Origin of the sequence: Methanobrevibacter thaueri (assembly GCF_015062905.1) — an archaeon.
GTDB classification, from domain to species: Archaea; Methanobacteriota; Methanobacteria; order Methanobacteriales; family Methanobacteriaceae; genus Methanocatella; species Methanocatella thaueri_A.
On the sequence record NZ_SUTK01000003.1, the window covers coordinates 36,770 to 54,275 of the forward strand.

The following is a 17,506-nucleotide window of genomic DNA, read 5'->3' on the forward strand; positions in this document are numbered from 1 at the left end:
GGAATATGAATTCAAAAGCTATCATAACATTAGTGATAATAATTCTTTTAATCCTTATTGGCGGATTCTTGTTTGTCCAGGCAAATTCCCACAATACAAAAGTTGATGTAATCAGTAATTCATCCCTGAAAAATGGTGATGCGGTCCAAATCGTTTTGACTGATGAGTATAGAAACGTTTATCCTGGTGAACCTGTCCATATTAAAATTCTTGATGATTCAGGATGGGCAAACAATTATGATGTTGTAACCGATGATTCAGGTGAAGCCTCAGTTGTTTTATCAACATATGATAATGGAAACTATACAATTCATACCAACTATAACGGAACTTTATTCAACAAGGCTTATCATGGTGTGAATGCATTGGTTATTGACGATGGATATGGTTATTAAGTATTGAACGTGAAAGAAATGGCTGAAATGGAAATAGATTTCATCACATTGCGTGATGGAATCATAAATATTTCTGGTTATCTTAAAAGGGATGACGTTAACACGAAAATCGTATTTTTTGTAAACGGACAACAATTCTCTCCGGATTCCTATGACTATCCAACAAGAAGGGATGAATCCATATTTAATTTTGACTTTAATGTTCCTGTTAAAGATAATGAATTGAAAATTGATATCCTGCCTGATAACAGTGAATCTTGTCCAATAAGATTCAGAAAATTCTGCAATTTATCTGAATACAGTAATTATTATGTGAAAGATGGCAAGATTGTTTTTTATGACGGGTCGTTTAATGTAGTGGATTATTCATATTCAAAATTATTAAGTTTGGAATCTAAAGGATTGCTTAATTTAATTAAGGAAAGGCCCGCTTTTTTTGCTCAGGCACTTGTTTTTCGAATGATGTACCTGTTGCTCTATCCTTTCATGAAAAATAAGGAAATATGGATTGTCATGGATAGGAAAACAATGGCCGATGATAATGCGGAACACTTTTTCAAATATGCAATCGGCCAGAATGACGGCATCCGCAAGTTTTTTGCCATTCACAATTCATCAAGAGATTTCAATAGGTTAACTGAACTTTTCAATAAGCACATCCTGGATTGCGATTCAATTAAACACAGATTCTATTATATGTTTACCAAAAAGCTGATTTCATCTCAGGGGTCAGAATTCGATTTAAATCCATTTCTGAATAAGAATTATCCTCTGATGGCAGGAATAACAAATTTGGATTTTTATTTCTTACAGCATGGAGTGATTAAGGATAACATGTCCTCATGGCTTAGGAAATATGACAGAAATCCGAAATTGATCGTTTCATCCACTCAAAAGGAATACGAATCACTCTTTGATGAGGGTTATTTCTATTCGGATAAGGTAATCCAGCTTTTAGGCCTTCCTCGCTACGACAATTTGGACAATTCCGGATTGAAAAAACAGATTGTAATCATGCCGACCTGGAGGAATTATATCACAAACGATGAGGAACTCGTAAATTCTGAGTACTTCAGGCGTTTCGATTCACTGATCAATAACGAAAGACTCATTGAACATGCAAAATCAAACGGCTACGAAATTATTTTCAAGCCTCATCCTGAACTGACTCCCTATTTGGATCTTTTTTCAAAAAATGATTATGTAAAGATTGATTTGAACAGAAGGTATCAGGATATTTTCAATGAATCCTCACTAATGGTTACAGACTACTCTTCAATATTCTTTGATTTTTCATATCTCAAAAAACCATTGATATATTATCAATATGCCAATGACTATCACTATGATTCAGAAAATGGATATTTCCAGTACAGGGAAATGGGATTCGGCGAAGTAGTGTCCGAAGAGGAACAATTGGTTGAAAAAATAATTTATTATATTGACAATGGTTGTGAGATGGAGGATATCTACAAAAAGCGTGTCGACGAATTTTTCAAATTCCATGACCATAACAACTCTAAACGGTGTTATGATTGGATAATCAGTCATTAACTTGATATATTTAATCAAATCCTTTTTTTTACATTAATTTTATATATTCTAATTTATAAAAAGTAATCTATATTAAACTTGGGATGGGAAAATTTATGACGAACGCAAACGTAGGGAAAAAGAAATCTAAGCGTATTTTTTATTTTGATGCCTTAAGGGCATTAGCAATTATATCAGTTATCATGATTCATGTATTCTATAAGACCAATGCACTGGCTGCAATGGGTTATGGAACAATTCCAACATTCAGATGGTTTTTTGCAGATTTTAACCTGATATCTTTCAGGATTGGAGTAGTATTGTTCCTTATGCTTTCAGGTGCACTGTCATTGGGTCGTGACTGGGAGATAAGGTCATTTTTAGGCAAGCGTCTTCCTCGTATTGTAGCCCCATTTTTATTTTGGGGATTTTTCATGAGTCTGATAGTAATAGCATTTTCATATTACTTTAATTTTCATTGGATAGATTCTATAAGTGTTTATTCAGTATTGCATTTTGTATTTAATGCATATTTATATAAGTCTCCAACATTTTTACCGTATTGGTTCTTCTGGATGATTCTGGGAACATATTTCATAATGCCAATATTCAATAAGTGGCTTTTGCATGCGGAATTGAAAGAGGCTGAATACTTTTTGGTATTCTGGTTAATCACATGTATTTTTGACTTTACACTGTTCCAGCCTTTCCCAATCAAATTAATTTATTTCACAAGCCCTATAGGTCTTGTAGTTTTAGGTTATTATTTAAGGCACACTGAAAGGAAAATACTTAATAATCCGTATTTCTCAATCATATTAATTGTAATACCAATTATATGTATGATGGCAATCTCATATATGAATTCAACTCCACATAAGTTTTATACATTTGACAGATATTCCATTTTCGGCGCTATTGAGGTCATTGGTGTATTTACTTTATTCAAAAACTTTGGCAAATTTAATTTCAAGCCTAACTTCTTATATAATCCTAATGGAATTTTCCGCAAATTTGTGGCAAGTATGGCTAAATGCAGTTATGGAATTTATCTGACTCACTTGTGTTTCCTGAAGATTGCATCCAAGTTTCTTTTCTCAACAGTGAATTATTATATATTGAACATTATCTTGCTGCTTGTTGCAATATTTGTTCCGTTGATAATGCTGACACTCTTAAACAAGGTTCCATATGTCAATGAAGTGATTGGTGTAAAATAGATTAAGGGATATCATGGCTAAGGTTAAGAATAGGATTTTCTATATTGATGAGATAAGGGCATTGGCAATCCTTTTGGTTTTGCTTATCCATGTTACTAAATGGTTTGCCCATGTTGAAACACCTGATTCACTGTTCTGGGCGTTTTCATCATCATTTGCCGCACTTGGAAACGTAGGCGTTCCTTTGTTTTTCATGATAAGCGGAGCCTTATTGCTTAACAGGGATTATGATATCAAATTCTTCTTAAAGAGTAAACTGTTAAGAATATTTATTCCATTTGTATTTTGGATAATAATTGCAATATTGCTTAGGATCTATCTGAATCCTGACAATGCAACTATTCATTTTGTTATAGCTGCGATTTTCCAGAAGGGGTATGTATGGTTCATATGGATGTTGCTTGGAGTTTATCTGTTCACTCCGGTGATTAATTCATTTGTTCAGGACAAGGGACTTGACGGTGTCAAGTATTTTTTAGTTATCTGGCTGGTGACTATTATTTTGACAACATTAAACATGTTCCCATTTATGAAGATTGAACTGAGTTACTTTGCGGGATATGTAGGATACTTTATGCTGGGCTATTACTTGAAGAATTTCCAGCCTAAGCTTTCCAAGAAGTATATCATGATAATTTCTCTGATTGCATTTTTAATAACTACTGCGTTTGTAGTCTTTTTAATCCTCAATCATCATATGGGCATATGGGATAGTTTCTACAGGACAATTTTCCCTGTTATTCAGGCTACCAGCGTTTTTGTATTCTTCAGATTCTTTGAGGAATATTCTAATGACCATGAAGAGTCATCCATAAACAGGTTTTTTACTTCAATGAAAAGCTCTTCTTTTGGAAAGGCGATTACTTCAATCAGTGTCTGCAGCTATGGAATATATCTGACTCATTACCTGTTCATTTGGACATTGTTGCATATCAGTGAACATGTTTTCCCTATATTTGCAAGAAATCCATTTAAATGGATTCCTGTTGTTTATCTGATAGTGCTTGTGGGTTCATGGGGATTGGTATGGATTTTTTCAAAAATCCCTTATCTAAAAAAAGTGAGTGGAACTTAGTTATTTTGTTATGAAATTTCAATTTTTACAATATTTTATTTTTTTTATTCATATTTGATGAATAATTACTAATTAATCTTTTTCTTGGATTAAATTGTTATAATAAGGTTTATATAGCATTTAAACTATATTATATTATATATTTTATAAAATTTGTTGTGTTATTTATGAAAACTGCTATTTTGATTCCGTGTTATAATGAATCCGCAACTATAGAAAAGGTTGTTTTGGATTTTAAAAGAGTAATGCCTCATGCTGAAATTTATGTTTATGACAATAATTCTACTGACGGCACTGATGATATTGCACGAAAAAGCGGTGCAATCGTTCGTTATGAATATAAACAGGGTAAAGGTAACGTAGTAAAGTCAATGTTCCGGGATATTGAAGCCGATTGTTACATTATGGTCGATGGAGATGATACCTATCCTGCTGAAGAGGCATTAGAATTTGAAAAATTAGTCCTTAACGGAGAAGCGGACATGGTTATTGGAGACAGGCTATCTTCAACTTATTTTGAAGAGAATGACAGGCCGTTCCACAATACTGGAAACAAAGTAGTCAGGAAATTTATTAATGTTTTCTTCAAAAGCGACTTAAAGGACATCATGACAGGTATGAGGGCATTCAGTTATGATTTTGTCAAGTCATTCCCGATTTCATCCAAGGAGTTTGAAATTGAAACGGAAATGTCTGTTTTCGCTTTGATTAATGATTTTAAAATTAAAGAGATTCCTATTAATTATCGTGATCGTATAGAAGGCAGTGAATCAAAATTAAATACATATAAGGATGGTTATAAAGTAATAAATATGATTTTTGCTTTGATACGTGATCAAAGGCCATTGCTATTCTTTTCATTGATTTCATTGATTCTACTGATAATTGCTGGAATTTACTTCTTCCCTATTCTGTTTAAATATTTCAGTTCAGGGGTTGTATTGAAAATCCCGACACTCATTGTGATTTCAACTGTAGTGATAGTTGCTGTCATAATCTTTTTCACTGGAGTGTTATTGCATGTTCTTAAAAAACAGCATTCTGAAAGCCTTGAACATCATTTGATTATATTGAATGAGTTAAAAAAGAATAAAGAGGAATAATATTGATCAACAAACTGTTTAAGGAAAAGACAGATAATTTCTACCTGCAATTTTTCAGATATATTTTTGTAGGCGGAACAGCATTTGTTGTGGATTTCTTCTTTCTTTACTTTTTCAGTGACATTTGCGGAATTTACTATCTGATTTCTGCAGTTCTGTCTTTTATTATCTCTGTTTTGGTCAATTACCTGATGAGCACAAAATGGGTTTTCAACCAGGATAATATTGATAATAAGGTTTTAGAGTTTAATTTGTTTATTGTAATCAGTACTATAGGGCTGGTTTTCACTGAAATATTGCTGTATTTCTTTACTGATATTTTGGGATTATATTATCTGATTTCTAAAGTCATTGCGGCAATCATTGTCTTGTTCTGGAATTTTTTAGCAAGACGTTTCATGTTTTATGGTAAAGATTTTATTTAAAATTAAGGGTTAAAATTATGGATATCAAGGAAAATATTGAGAATAATTGGGTGGACTTGAAATCCAACCTGTTAAATACAAAAAAATATTGGATACTGTTCCTTCTATTGATTGTGTTTCATTGTTTAATCAGGTTTGGGTTTGATAACTATGCTCATCCCAAATTGGAATTAGTGACCTTGCTTTTAATTTCAATAATAGGTGTTTTATCCATTGCCTATTATAAGTCTGATAATAAGAGCTTGTATAAAACGGCCTTTGTTGTTATTTTGATGTTTGGTATAATATGTTCTGTTATTACTCCGATTTGTATTATACCTGATGAAATTGAGCATTTCGCTCGGGCAGATATTACTGCTTCAGGTGATTTGTTCCCACACCATGAGAATAATTCGTTTCAGGTTTCGCAATCAGTATTGGATTTGACTGCTAGAGGTGTAATGCACCTTAAATCCGGTGCGGAAAAGATGGACCATGACAACTCTTCGATTTTGCGCACGGATGCAGACACGAAACCGATCAATGATACCAAAGTGCCATATCGTAATGCATTTGCTCAAAACCCATTCTTTGGTTATCTGCCTCAGGCTTTAGGTATTTTCATTGCCAAATTATTGGATTTGAATGCAATATGGATGTTGTGGCTGGGAAGGATGTTCAATGTGTTGCTGTATGCTAGCTTGGCGGCGGTGGCTATCAAAAAGACTCCTATCCTTAAAGTGCCCTTGTTTGTAATGGCATGCATTCCTACCATGATTTATATAGGCGCGTCAATGAGTATCGATTCGTTCATAAACGGAATGGGTCTGATAGTGATAGCTTACTTCTTTAGCATGTATAAATCTCCTAAAGGCAGTTTGAATGAAAGGAATCTGCTCATATTCTCATTATTGGTGCTTTTGATTGGATTGTGTAAGGTGACATGCTTTGCATTCATAATTCTGTTGGTATTCCTTCCAAGGGACAGATTTGAAGGAAAAAATTACTATTATGGATTTTTATGTGTAGTATTGTTGGCTGTAATTGCGCTTTTATGGTCTAAATTCTATGCAAATCCAGGGTTCTTTGAATCATACAGGCTTCAGAAATGGATAGTCTATGACGTTAACAGTACTCAGCAAGTGGATTACATGTTGGCTCATAAAAAAGATGCAATTATTGAGATATTGAGGATTCCTAACTACTTTGAAAATGATCTGGCATTTTCATGGGTTCATATGATTCCTGTGTACCTGATGTTTTTAGGTGCTGTCGGATTGCTGTATCCTCATGAAAAGATTAATTTAAAGTCAAGGATTGGGGCGTTCATTGTTCTTATGATGATATATGTCGGAACATATATTGTTCTTTTATTGACTTGGACTCCAGTCGGACAACTGAATGAGATTGCAGGTGTTCAAGCGAGATATTTCTATACGTTATTCCCATTGATTCCATTCATTTTCGGTTTCAACCATATGTCCGGGGATAAATTGGAAATGGACAACTATATAATTGCAATCACTATTGCATTTGTTGCATTTACCGTATTAAATATAATTTTAGGAATTTACTAAATTATATTTAATTTTTTTATTTTTGTTTTTAAAATTTAAATATTATCTTTTTATAAATAATATTATGGATTATAATTTTTCGATAATTACTGCATTTTATAATTCTGAACTCTATATTCAAGAATGTATCGAGTCAGTGATTAATCAAACACTTGATTTCAAAGAGAATGCCCAATTGATTTTAGTTGATGACGGGTCCAGTGATGATTCAACAGCAATAGCATTGGATTATCAGGAAAGGTATCCTGATAACGTTTTGGTTCTCACAAAGGAAAATGGTGGACCGTCTTCAGCACGAAATTTGGGTTTGAAACATGCCACAGGAAGGTATATTAACTTTTTGGACAGTGATGATAAGCTTGAATCAAACGCACTGGAGATTGTTCTTGATTATTTAAACCATCATGAGGATATCAATATTGTTTCCATTCCCTTGACATATCTGGATTCTGATGATGAACACATGTTGGCTCAAAAATTTATTGAAAACAAAGTGATTAATGTATATGAGGATTACACTTATCCTCAATTGCACATTTCCTCCTGTTTTATTAGAAGGGAGAGTTTAGGAGATTTGACTTTTGAGGAAAGATTGAGGATTGGTGAAGGGGCTCTTTTAATTAATAAGTTGTTGCTCCATGAGGAGAAATATGCATTGGTCAATGATACAAATTATTATTATCGTAAAAGACCTGATGAATCATCCCTTGCAGATACAATCAAGTCTGAAAAGGAGTTCTTCACACCTAAGGTAATTGATTGTTACCAGCATCTGATTGATTACTCCATAGAATATAAGGGATTTTTGCCGGATTTCATCAAATATGCCATTGCATATGATGCATATCACTTTTATAGGGTACCTACATCCGAAATTCTGAACAGATCTGAATATAATGAGTTTAGAAATGTTTTGCAGCATACATTATCATTCATCGATGATGAAATCATTTCTGACCATAAATACCTTGAGGAAACCATAAAGACAATGCTGATTTATCTCAAAAACGATGAATTCCATATAGATGTCGAATCGAATAAGGTTTTTCTCAAATCAAATGATTATACAATTAATGAGCTTCATAACATGCTTCTGATTCTAGATATTGTTGAGATAATTGATAACAATCTGAATATCTCTGCATGGTTTTCAAGCAATTGTGATTATGATTTCCTTAGGTTACAGGCCATTAGGATTAAAGAAAATGGAAGTAAGGAAGTTTATGAAGGCAAATTCTTCTCATATCCAACAACTAATAGATATCCTATGGAATCAGTAGGCATATGTTGGAAATATGATTACAGCGTTGACTTTACAATTCCAATAGATTCCAATGAAGTTTCAAGAATCTATTTCAATCTTATTTATGATGAGGACGGCAGGCATGCCGAAATGCACAATCCCCTGCAGTTTCAAAACTATGATGCAGGGCTTTCAAAAGTGTCAAACTACCTAATCAAGGATAATGAAATGGTGATATATGACAAGAAAGATGAATCCCTGCATCTGCAGCCATATTCCTTTATCAAATCCGCAAAATTGGAGATAATATCAATCTTAAAAATGAATAAGGACCATAATTCCTCCTTGTGGAGAGGGATCTTTTATCATTTATTGTTCCTATTCCTGTATCCGTTCATGAGAAACAAGCGCATTTGGCTGTTCCAGGATAGGGTGGACATTGCCGATGACAATGCAAAGCATTTGTTCAGCTATGCAATCAAACAGGATGACGGAATCAAAAAATATTATGTGATAAGCAAAGACTGTGATGATTTTGCAGAGATGAAAAAAATCGATAAGAACATTGTTCCGTTAGGTTCATTCAAAAACAGGTTTTTATACATGTTTGCGGAAAAGATGATTTCCTCTCACGTTAACCACAGCTGGTTAAATCCGTTTTTCAATCCTCATCACCCTTACTTTAATGGGTTACTGACAGTAGAGAAATGTTTCCTCCAGCACGGCGTAATTAAGGATGACCTATCTGACTGGTTAAGGAAGTATTTCCAGAATCTTCATCTCTTTTTAACTTCCTCCGACTATGAAAGGGATTCTATACTTGGAGATACCTATAACTATTCAGAGGATGTCGTTCAGGCTTTTGGACTTCCACGTCATGATAACTTGAAGTTTGGGGCAAGCAAAAAGGAGATACTGTTTTCACCAACCTGGAGAAAATATCTCATCAATAGGAGAGCCTTTGAAAAATCAGATTATTATTACAGGCTAAATAGTTTCTTGACCAATGAAAGGCTACTGAAGTCCATTCAGGACCACGGATATAAGCTTGTGTTCAAACCTCATTATGATTTGGTTCCGTTTTTGGATCTGTTCACCATTGATGAGGACGTTATTGAAGTCAACACTCATGATTCATATCAAACCATTTTTAACAATTCTGCAGTCATGATTACAGATTATTCAAGCGTGTTTTTTGATTTTTCATTTTTAAAGAAACCTGTAATCTATTACCATGAGGGGCACGATTACCATTACATCGACGGATATTTCAGCTATGAGGAAATGGGTTTTGGTGATGTAATCGATAATGAAGATGATTTGGTAGATAAAATCATTGAATATATGGAGAATGGCTGTGAAATGGAAGACAAATACAAACAGAGAGTTGACAAGTTTTTCAAATATACTGACCAGAAAAATTGTGTTCGTGTTTATAAGTGGTTATTTGAACATTGAACCTCCATGGCTTTTAAAAAATCGGTGAATTCATGCACAAATAAGTTAAAGTATTTATTTTATTAATTATAAATCTATATATTAATATTAAAGGTTAGGGATAGGCATGAGTGATTTTAAACTTTCTATAATTGATATAATAAATAATGATATTCTATCAGTCAAGCAAAGGATTGAATATATTATTGAAAGCAATTCTGATTTTAAACTGAACATCCAACTTATATTAATTGATTTGGGAAGTAGTGACGGGTCATATGAAATTGCGCAGGAATTTAAAGAAAAATATCCCGAAAATATAGTTTTACTTCAAAATAATGAAAAATATGAAGGAATGGGCCATTACTATAACTTGGCATTTGAACATATAAGAGGAGAGTGGGTCCACTTTTTTGATAATGAAGGGGAACTGCCGTTTAATGCATTTTTAAATGCAAAAAGATATATGAAAAAGTATCATGATGAAGTTGACATTGTTTCATTTCCTGTTAAGTATTACAGGGGTAAATTTAAGGCGTTTATTCCAAAAATTGAGTATTCCAATGAGGATATCATTGATTTAACTAAAGATTATAACCATTCTACAATTCATTTGGGAGCTTCATTCATAAAGTATGATGCTATTGAAAACAGATTTTCAGAAGAATTGGTGGATTGTGAGAAAACGTTATTTTTAACAGAAATATTGCTTAAAAAAGATAAATATGCTCTTGTAAATAATGTTTTCTTAGAAACATTACCTCAATATAAGTATGACCAGGATTTTTACACAAAGGATTATGTTAACAACAAATTTGAATTGTTTTTCAATCATTTGATTGTTAAAACCAACGGCAATATTTCAAATTATTTGCAATATATTTTTGCTAATGAATTAACTCAAATCATTCGTATCGCTGATTTGAATTCCATTTATGACACTAAAGATGAGATTGAAGGTTTTTGGAATCAGTTATATGCTATTCTGGATAAATTGGAATTCGAATATTTGGAAGTTCATGAGGAAATGCCTAGGATTGTCAGGTCATTTCTGGTGTATCTGAAAAATGATGATTTTCACGTTGAGTTACAACCTGAAAAGAGTAAGGTATTTGTAAAATCTGATGATTATCTTATTAACAGTTTGCATTTCCATAAGATACGTATTGACATTGTAGAAATAATAGGAGATACCCTGAATTTATCCGGTTCACTTTCAAGCAATTGTGATTACCGGAATCTGTCAGTCAAGATAATAAAGGAATTCCCAAATTCTAAAAAAGAGGAGTTCATCGCCAAATATGTTGAATATCCTACTACCAATAGGGCAAAACAGACATTTTTAGGAATTACTTGGGAATTTCCTTATAACTTTGATTTTAAAATCCCTCTTAAAAAGGATGAGAAATCTACATTAAACTTAAGATTAGTTTACCATGAGAATGGAAATGAGCTCGAAATGGACAATCATATTATGTTTAGGGAATTTGCTGGTCTGTCAATTTATGGTAATTATCTGATTAAAAATGATAGGATATTTTACTTTAGGGGCAGAACATTCTATGTTGAACCGTATTCATATAAAACTATGATCAAATTGGAGTTCAAGTCACTATTCAGGATACTGAAAGCTCATGGGCCATTTTTAGGCAAGGCGATTTTTTATAGGTTATTGCATCTAGTCTTATATCCGTTCTGGAGAAACAGGAAAATCTGGTTATTCATTGATAGGGATACCTTTGCTGATGATAATGCGGAACATCTGTTCAAATACTGCATAAAGCAGGATGATGGCATTGAAAAGTATTTTATCTTAAATAAGGACAGTCCCGACTTTGAAAGATTGAGCAAAGACTATAAAATAGTTCCATTCGGTTCATTCAAGCATAGGATTAAGTATCTGTTCTCAGAAAAGATCATGATTTCTCAGGTAACCCGTGGAATATTGAATCCGTTTACCCATGAAAACAGCTATAACTATGAGGGCCTGAACACCTATAAGTTCTGTTTCCTGCAGCATGGTGTAACAAAGGATGACATATCCTGGTGGATTAAGAAATTCCACAAGAATCTTTACCTGTTTGTAACCGTTTCCGATTTGGAAAGGGATTCAATGGTAAATGGTCATTATAACTATGAGGAGTTCAGGATTCCTGTACTGGGTTTTCCGCGTTACGATAATCTGTCGAATGACCCCAAAAATGAAATATTGTTCATGCCAACATGGAGACGTGATCTGGACACTCCTGAAGAGATTATCAATTCGGATTTCCTTAAAAACATCAACAGCTTTTTGAATAATGAAAAACTAAATAAAGCTGCCAATGAAATGGGTTATACTTTAGTGTTCAGACCCCATCCGGAATTATGGAAATTCCTGGATTACTTTAACCTGGAACATGTAAAATTATCCGAAGGGCCTTATCAGGAAATGTTCAAAACAGCTTCCGTGATGATTACTGACTATTCTTCAGTGGCATTTGATTTTGCATACCTTAAAAAGCCTGTAATATATTATCAGGATGGTAACTATCATTATGGTGAAGGATATTATGATTATGAAACAATGGGTTTTGGAAAAGTCATTTTTGATGAGGATGAACTTGTTGACAAGGTAATTGAATATATGAAGAATGACTGTGTAATGGAGGAGGAGTATAAAAGAAGAGTTGATTCATTCTTCAAGTTCACGGACAGGAACAATTGTAAGCGTGTCTATGAATGGCTGTTAGAACATTAATTTAAACATTAAAAAAGTATGGTAATTACAATGAGCGATGAATTGGTTATTTCTTTCATGTTTCCCCCATCAGATTATGTCTCAGGAATAACGGTATTTAAAAGGATAATCGAAAACGATGAGATTGTTGATGTGCTTCATGCTAACGTTAAAGATAATTCTAATTCGGGCCTGAATGAAATTATAGAAGATTTTATTGATGATAGAATATTAATTGATATTGATTGTGATACAGATTCGGCCAACTGTATTTTTAAGTTTGTTAAGCTAGGAATTAATGCAATCAAAAAGGATTATAAAAAGATTTATTCAAGGTCATGGCTAATGTCTAACCATTTTCTTGCTTTTGAATATAAACTGAATCATCCTGCTGCATTTTGGAGTGCAGAATTTTCAGACCCATTAATTTATGACTTGTCCAACAAGCCGAAAAAATATAAAAAGATGTTAATCGATGATGAAAAGTATATTGATAAAATAAATGATCAAATCGGTACTTTCAATCAAAATAACAATAAGTCTTTTCCTTTTGTTGAAAATAACTCATCCGCTTATTTTATTGCAGAATATTTGGTTTATCTATTTGCAGATAATGTGATATTCACGAATGATAACCAGAGGGAAACAATGCTAAGGCAGTTTCCTGTTGACATTTATGATTTTGTTTTAGCCAAAAGCGAAATCAGAAGGCATCCTACCCTGAAAAGCAAATATTACCATATTAAAGAGTTAGATTTAAATTTAAATGATGAATTTATAAACATTGCCTATTTCGGAATGGATTATTATGGTAAAAGGCACTTTGAAGCATTGTTTTATGCACTTGAATCTTTAAATCATAAATACAAAAATAAAATCAAATTACATTTATATATGAACGATAAAAAATTAATTAAGGAACTGATATCCCAATTTTCTGTTAAGGAGAATATTGCTATTAGGAAACCCTTGGATTATTTGAGTTTCCTTAATGCAACCACAAAATTTGATGTCTTGATTGTCAATGATGTAATGACAAAGGATAATTTTAAGGTCAATCCGTATTTGCCATCAAAGGTATCAGATTATTTGGGCTCTTCAAGCGATATCTGGGCCTTATGTGAAATGGGAAGCACGTTATCTTCTGTTGATGTAAGATATAAATCAGATATTCATGATTTCAATAGCTGTGGTGAAACATTGGTTGAAATATTACATGATAAAGGCTTTGTAGATGAGGAATTTTCATTTGATGAGTATTACAACCGCAGATTGACTTTTCTAAATGAATTATATGAAGGAGAATTCCGGAAAAATCTTAAACTTAAAAAAGAATTAAAGAAATTGAAAAGAGAGAAATCCAAAAAGAGATTTAAAATATTCTAGTCGTGTTCAAATGTATGATGTATCAGTTGTTATACCGGTTTATAATGTTGAAAAATACTTAAAAGAATGTTTGGATAGCGTTTGCAATCAGACATTGGAAAATATTGAAATAATTTGCGTTAATGATGGATCAACTGATAGTTCACTTGATATATTGAATGACTATGCCGAAAGGGATGGCCGGATTAAAATCATATCCCAATCTAACCGAGGTCTTGGTGCATCCAGAAACACAGGTTTGAGAGAGGCATCAGGTAAATATGTTTATTTCTTGGATTCTGATGACTATATTGATTTGACCTGTTTGGAGAAGCTTGTAAGCAATGCTGATTCAAATGATTCGGATGTTGTTTTATTCAAGTTCCAAAATGTCGATGACCATAAAAATCTGCATAAAAGGGGTGTAGATTTCAAGATTGATGATATATTCGGTGAAATAGATTACAATAATTTCACTTTTACATATCATGATGTCAGACGGCATGTTATGAACTCCGCTTATTCTGCATGTTTAAAGTTATATAGAAGAGAATTCATTATTCCATTTGAATTTCCTGAAGGATTGTGGTTTGAGGATGTGCTTGTCCATGTTGAGGTAATGTTAAATGCTAAAAGGATATCTTTTGTACCTGAATTTCTATATAACTATCGTTCCAATCCCACTTCAATTTCTAACACAAAAGAAACCGGTTTTTATATATTTAATGCAATTGACTTGGTTGAAGATTATTTAAGGGATAACGATTATTATGAAGAGTTTGTAAACGAATTCACATATTTTAAGATTGTACAGATTTTACGATACATCGTTTCAACAGATTCTGAAGAATATTTCAATAGGGCCAAAGAAGAATTTGCAAATACTGAAATAAAAAATGAAAAATCAATTAAAAAGAAATATCTAAAGAAATATTATTGTGTTTTAGAATCTAATGATTATTCGGAATTTTTGGATAAACTAAATAAAAATAGTAATAAAAAATCTGATAATGAATCTACTTTTTTAAATAAATTATTTAAATTTATTAAAAAATTCAAATTTTGATTAATCTCAAAACAATAATTAAATATATTAAAAAATAAAAAATATTATTGGTAGATAAAAATTTCTACCATATAGTTATAACTATTTTGGTGTTTTAAAATGAATAAAAAGATAGGTATTTTATTTGCTTTGGTATTACTAGCTTTTTTAGTTATGGGTACTGCAAGCGCTGGTTTATTTGACTTTTTAGGGGGAGATGGAGCATCTGGCGATGCTACTGCTAACGATGAAAACACTTTCATTGTCGGATTCGATGCAGAATTCCCGCCTTACGGATATAAGGACGATAGTGGAAACTACACTGGTTTCGACTTAGACTTAGCAAAAGAAGTTTGTGAAAGAAACAATTGGACTTTCAAAGCACAACCAATCGATTGGGATGCTAAAGATGCTGAATTAGAATCTGGTTCAATTGACTGTATCTGGAACGGATTCACCATTGACGGAAGGGAAAACGATTACTTATGGTCTGACCCATACTTTGACAACAAACAGGTCTTTGTTGTTAAAAAAGATGCTGGTGTTTCATCAATTGATGACTTATCCGGAAAAACTGTAGAAACACAAAAAGACTCTTCTGCATTAGCCGCACTTGAAGGTGACAACAAAACTATTGCAGATAAATTCGCAACATTAAATCAAGTAGCTGACTATAACACTGCATTCATGGATTTAGAATCCGGTGCATGTGACGCAGTAGCTATGGATATTGGTGTAGCAGAGTACGATATCAAAAACAAAAACAACTCCGATGATTTCTCAATATTAGATCAATACATCACAACTGAGAAATATGGTGTTGGATTTAAAAAAGGAAACACTGATTTAAAAGATCAAGTACAAACAACTTTAGATGAAATGTTTGCAGACGGTACCGTTTTAAAAATCGCTGAAAAATACGGTATTTCTGAAGACGCTTTAATATCTAAATAATTTAAATTAGTTGTGAGGGAGAATTAGTAAATGATATTAAGTAATGTTATTTCACAATTGCTTGGAGGTATGGTTACCTCAATTGAGATATTCTTACTTACTCTACTATTCTCTCTTCCTTTAGGTTTAGCAATTGCCGGAGGAAGAATGAGTAGTTTTTCACCGATAAGGTGGCTGATGAAGGTATATATCTCAATCATGAGAGGTACACCGTTGATGTTACAATTAATCGTAGTATTTTTCGCACCATATTATGTGTTTGGTATGAGCTTGTCTCCTGATTACAGATTCATTGCGGTTATTATTGCATTCACTATGAATTATGCAGCTTACTTTGCTGAAATCTATAGGGGAGGAATTGAATCTATCAACAGCGGACAATATGAAGCGGCTCAAGTACTCGGTTATTCAAAATTGGAAACTTTCTTCATAATCATCATGCCTCAAGTGGTTAAGGTAGTTCTTCCTTCTGTAACTAATGAAGTAATTACACTTGTAAAAGATACTTCACTGTCATTTGTAATTGCAATTCCTGAAATGTTCACTGTGGCTAAACAGATTGCAGCAGCTGACGCTTCAATTGCAGCATTGCTTGTAGCAGGTATATTCTATTATGTATTCAACGTTTTAGTGGCATTTGCTATGGAACACTTAGAAAAAAGATTGGATTATTATGAATAGGTGGTAAAATGAGTTTACTTGAAGTAAAGAATCTTAAGAAAAGTTTTGATGATAATGTGGTCTTGAAAGATATTTCTCTAAGTGTTGAAAAAGGTGAAGTTTTAGCTATTATAGGACCGTCAGGTTCCGGAAAATCCACATTGCTTAGATGTATAACAGATTTGGAAACTGAAGACAGCGGTGAAATCAAATTTGATGGAACTTTTGGTTTAGTGTTCCAGAATTTTAATCTGTTTCCACATCACTCCGTGATGAAAAATATTACCAATGCGCCGTTGCGTGTTCAAAAGAGGAAAAAAAGTGAAGTTTATGCCCATGCAAGAGATTTACTTAAAAAGATGGGTCTTGAGGATAAGGAGGATGCCTATCCTTGTGAGTTGTCTGGTGGTCAGCAGCAACGTGTATCAATTGCTCGTGCACTTGCAATGAACCCGGATATTCTATTCTTTGATGAACCAACTTCAGCGCTTGATCCTGAACTGACTGGGGAAATTTTGACAGTTATTAAAGAGCTTGCTGCTGAACATATGACAATGGTAATTGTAACTCACGAAATGGCCTTTGCCCGTAACGTCGCTGATACCATTATATTTATGGATGGTGGAGTTATCGTGGAGGAAGGTTCTCCTGAGGAAGTATTTTCATCTGATAATCAGAGGATGAAGGATTTCTTAGGTAAATTTTATGATTAAATTTTTTAATCATCTATTTTTTCATATTTTTCTACTATTCGAATAATTAAAATCACGTTCATG

The 17,506-nt window shown here is 33.0% G+C and carries 14 protein-coding genes; all 14 read left to right on the forward strand.

From position 1 onward, the window contains the following. Positions 1-5: 5 nt before the first annotated feature. Entirely contained in the window at positions 6-395 is a 390-nt protein-coding gene (locus E7Z79_RS01185; RefSeq protein ID WP_303738153.1) for a hypothetical protein, read from the forward strand. An 18-nt stretch (positions 396-413) separates the two neighbouring features. Next, the gene (locus E7Z79_RS01190; RefSeq protein WP_303738154.1) at positions 414-1,949 is read left to right on the forward strand and encodes a CDP-glycerol glycerophosphotransferase family protein; all 1,536 of its coding nucleotides are present in this window, start codon (positions 414-416) and stop codon (positions 1,947-1,949) included. Positions 1,950-2,044: 95 nt separating this feature from the next. Further along, positions 2,045-3,148, forward strand: coding sequence for an acyltransferase (locus tag E7Z79_RS01195; RefSeq protein ID WP_303738155.1), 1,104 nt, complete (start codon positions 2,045-2,047; stop codon positions 3,146-3,148). A gap of 13 nt (positions 3,149-3,161) precedes the next feature. Next, complete coding sequence (locus tag E7Z79_RS01200) at positions 3,162-4,223, forward strand: acyltransferase (protein WP_303738156.1); 1,062 nt, start codon at positions 3,162-3,164, stop codon at positions 4,221-4,223. Positions 4,224-4,390: 167 nt separating this feature from the next. Next, on the forward strand, positions 4,391-5,326 hold the full coding sequence (locus tag E7Z79_RS01205) for a glycosyltransferase family 2 protein (RefSeq protein ID WP_303738157.1): 936 nt from the start codon (positions 4,391-4,393) through the stop codon (positions 5,324-5,326). A gap of 2 nt (positions 5,327-5,328) precedes the next feature. Further along, positions 5,329-5,751 (forward strand): GtrA family protein, encoded by a 423-nt coding sequence (locus E7Z79_RS01210; RefSeq protein WP_303738158.1) that lies wholly within the window; start codon positions 5,329-5,331, stop codon positions 5,749-5,751. Between the two features lie 17 nt (positions 5,752-5,768). Continuing rightward, complete coding sequence (locus E7Z79_RS01215) at positions 5,769-7,307, forward strand: DUF2142 domain-containing protein (RefSeq protein WP_303738159.1); 1,539 nt, start codon at positions 5,769-5,771, stop codon at positions 7,305-7,307. Between the two features lie 64 nt (positions 7,308-7,371). Continuing rightward, positions 7,372-10,008, forward strand: coding sequence for a CDP-glycerol:glycerophosphate glycerophosphotransferase (locus E7Z79_RS01220; protein WP_303738160.1), 2,637 nt, complete (start codon positions 7,372-7,374; stop codon positions 10,006-10,008). Between the two features lie 106 nt (positions 10,009-10,114). Then, complete coding sequence (locus tag E7Z79_RS01225) at positions 10,115-12,727, forward strand: CDP-glycerol glycerophosphotransferase family protein (RefSeq protein ID WP_303738161.1); 2,613 nt, start codon at positions 10,115-10,117, stop codon at positions 12,725-12,727. 30 nt (positions 12,728-12,757) lie between these two features. Continuing rightward, positions 12,758-14,092 (forward strand): hypothetical protein, encoded by a 1,335-nt coding sequence (locus tag E7Z79_RS01230; protein ID WP_303738162.1) that lies wholly within the window; start codon positions 12,758-12,760, stop codon positions 14,090-14,092. A gap of 10 nt (positions 14,093-14,102) precedes the next feature. Continuing rightward, positions 14,103-15,137 carry a glycosyltransferase gene (locus tag E7Z79_RS01235; protein ID WP_303738163.1) on the forward strand — a complete coding sequence of 345 codons (1,035 nt, stop codon included), beginning with the start codon at positions 14,103-14,105 and terminating at the stop codon, positions 15,135-15,137. Between the two features lie 99 nt (positions 15,138-15,236). Beyond that, entirely contained in the window at positions 15,237-16,070 is an 834-nt protein-coding gene (locus E7Z79_RS01240) for an amino acid ABC transporter substrate-binding protein (RefSeq protein WP_303738164.1), read from the forward strand. Between the two features lie 30 nt (positions 16,071-16,100). Further along, on the forward strand, positions 16,101-16,751 hold the full coding sequence (locus tag E7Z79_RS01245) for an amino acid ABC transporter permease (protein WP_303738165.1): 651 nt from the start codon (positions 16,101-16,103) through the stop codon (positions 16,749-16,751). 8 nt (positions 16,752-16,759) lie between these two features. Further along, positions 16,760-17,443, forward strand: coding sequence for an amino acid ABC transporter ATP-binding protein (locus E7Z79_RS01250; RefSeq protein ID WP_303738166.1), 684 nt, complete (start codon positions 16,760-16,762; stop codon positions 17,441-17,443). Positions 17,444-17,506: the final 63 nt, after the last annotated feature.